Source organism: Neisseria sp. P0022.S010 (assembly GCF_051956635.1).
Map to the genome: position 1 here is coordinate 1 of NZ_JBQCXF010000553.1, position 1,944 is coordinate 1,944.

The following is a 1,944-nucleotide window of genomic DNA, read 5'->3' on the forward strand; positions in this document are numbered from 1 at the left end:
CCGGCGAAATCGCCAAGTTCAGCCAAATCGCCGACAAATGGTGGGATAAAAACGGCGAATTCAAGCCCCTGCATGACATCAACCCCTTGCGCCTCGACTATATCGACGGCTATGCCGGATTGGCAGGCAAACGCGTGTTGGATGTAGGCTGCGGTGGCGGGATTTTGTCGGAAAGCATGGCCAAACGCGGCGCAGAACACGTGACCGGCATCGATATGGCGGAAAAATCCCTGCAAACCGCCGCTGCCCATGCGGCCAGCCAACATGTTGCCAATATTGATTACCGCTGCATCCGCGTCGAAGACCTCGCCGCCGAGCAGCCGCACAGCTTTGACGTGGTAACGTGTATGGAAATGATGGAACACGTTCCCGATCCGTCCGCCATCGTTCAAGCCTGCGCGAAACTGGTCAAACCCGACGGCATGGTGTTTTTCTCTACCATCAACCGCAATCCCAAATCTTATCTGCATCTGATTGTCGGCGCGGAATATCTGTTGAAATTCGTCCCCAAAGGCACGCACGACTGGAAAAAATTCATCACGCCGGCAGAACTCGCGCGTATGTGCCGCCAAGCCGGATTGGATACCGTCGGCAGCAAGGGCATGACCTACAATTTGTTGAGCGGCCGTTATTCCCTGTGCGACTCGACCGAAGTCAACTATATGGTGGCCTGCCGTCCGGCGTAAGGTTACACGGATAAAGCACACGGGCTTGCCCGATATCTGAAACAGTATGTCGAAAGCCGCTCGATACAAATATCGGTAAGGCAAATCAGGCCGTCTGAAAAGAAAAAAGGCATGTGCGATACATGCCTTTTTTGTATGTGCAGAGAAGTTGTCGCCCTTATTCCGTCCAAGACGAATACGGATGTTTGCTCAAATACGCATTGGTGAATTTCCCGTCTGACGTGATTTCCTGGTCCAGCCAAGACGGTTTGGGAAACTCGGTATCTTCAGACGGCAATTCGATTTCCGCCACAATCAATGGCGCATTGTCGCCGAAATATTCGTCGATTTCATACACAAAGCCTTTAAATTCGACCCGATAGCGGTATTTTTCCATTTTAAACGGACACATATCCGCCATCATCGCTTGCGCATGAGCCAGCGGGATTTCGTATTCAAACTCGCTGCGCGTCATGTCGGAAATATAGCCTTTCAGGGTCAGCCATGCTTGAGAACCGATAATCCGCACACGGATGGTGCGCTCTTTTTCCACGCTCAAATAGCCCTGTTGCAACACCAGCGGCTCGCTTGCCGCTTCACGCCAACTGTCATCCGCCAGCAAAAAGCGGCGTTCGATTTCGATCGTCATGAATTCTTTCCTTATTTACCAAACAGGCCGTCTGAAGATTAAAACGGCTTGAAAACCACCATATAAAGCGCGGCCACCATCATCAATACGGGGAGTTCGTTGAATACCCGATACCAGCGGTGCGAATACACATTGCTGCCGTTTTGAAAACGGCGCAGCAGCAGGCCGCAATAAAGCTGGTAAGCCAAGAGCAGCAAGCCGCACAATAATTTAACCGCCAGCCAGCCGTTGCCCCACCAATTGTTTACAAACCCGATGGCCGCGCCGAATATCAGCGTTCCCCAGCCCAAAGGCGACATAAAGCGGTACAGCCTGCGCGACATATCCGTCAGCCGTATATATTCCGCGCTGCCGGGCTCTAACTGCGCCAGATTCACATAAATCCGCGGCAGATAAAACAGTCCGGCAAACCAAGAAATCACAAAAAATACATGCAGCAGCTTAAACCACAAATACATTTCAGACGGCCTCAAAACCTAAAACCATTATTTTATCCGTAATACGGCCCGAGCCAAAACAAAATAGTCAAAACAATCCGATTTAGTGCGCCGCAACAATGTGTTGCAGGCACAAATTTACCCAAAAGCCAAATTGTAAATTCCGCAATAATATGCAAATTAAGATATGCAC

At 50.6% G+C, this 1,944-nt stretch carries 3 protein-coding genes; 1 reads left to right on the plus strand and 2 read right to left on the minus strand.

What is annotated here, in order from left to right; translation table 11 throughout:
* Window positions 1-686, plus strand: a 686-nt coding sequence (gene ubiG, locus ACTHUT_RS19300) for a bifunctional 2-polyprenyl-6-hydroxyphenol methylase/3-demethylubiquinol 3-O-methyltransferase UbiG (RefSeq protein ID WP_440419454.1), incomplete at its 5' end; no start/stop codon positions are given.
* Between the two features lie 157 nt (window positions 687-843).
* On the opposite strand, the gene ACTHUT_RS19305 is transcribed toward ubiG, so the two are convergent.
* Window positions 844-1,314, minus strand: coding sequence for a CYTH domain-containing protein (locus tag ACTHUT_RS19305; RefSeq protein WP_250599514.1), 471 nt, complete (start codon window positions 1,312-1,314; stop codon window positions 844-846).
* Between the two features lie 38 nt (window positions 1,315-1,352).
* The gene (locus tag ACTHUT_RS19310) at window positions 1,353-1,772 is read right to left on the minus strand and encodes a CopD family protein (protein ID WP_250599516.1); all 420 of its coding nucleotides are present in this window, start codon (window positions 1,770-1,772) and stop codon (window positions 1,353-1,355) included.
* Window positions 1,773-1,944 lie beyond the last annotated feature (172 nt).